The 448-nt window shown below is 55.4% G+C and carries 1 protein-coding gene; it reads left to right on the top strand.

The features are described from left to right. On the top strand, positions 1 to 203 hold a 203-nt coding region (locus EHC72_RS22975; protein ID WP_211660355.1), incomplete at its 5' end, for a hypothetical protein. Positions 204 to 448: the final 245 nt, after the last annotated feature.

The following is a 448-nucleotide window of genomic DNA, read 5'->3' as shown; positions in this document are numbered from 1 at the left end:
CAGCGCGGCGGTCGATCACAAACCTGTCGGAGCTTGGGGCGGAGAAGTCGCCCGAGAGCGCTGCCCGGTTCCGGCCGCACCATGACTCCCTGGAAGCACAGCTGCGCCACAAGCTGCAGGCACGCACCCATGCAGCCGGCTCTGATGATGTGCTGGACATCCCATCATCCCTTGATTGCTGCATTGCTTGGCTTAGGGTTTAAGGTTGGGTTTTAATCATGTACTTCATACTTTTAGGCCACCGTCTGCGCAAGGTGAGCAACTAAAGACCAATGGAGATCTTCATCTTCATGTTTCGTTGTGGGGCATTTGGAGGCGTAAAGTGCGGCAAACTTCCATTGCCAAATTTCTATCCTTCCTGCAGGAATATGCGGAGAACCGCAGCATCACGAGCGTGGTGCCAGTGGACAATCCACTGACCACTGACGAGCCCGAGCTGCTGGAAATG

Origin of the sequence: Pedobacter nototheniae (genome assembly GCF_004335085.1) — a bacterium.
In the GTDB taxonomy this organism is placed as follows: domain Bacteria; phylum Bacteroidota; class Bacteroidia; order Sphingobacteriales; family Sphingobacteriaceae; genus Pedobacter; species Pedobacter nototheniae.
The sequence above is the reverse complement of the archived record's forward strand: the minus strand, read 5'-3'. Positions and strand labels throughout refer to the sequence as shown.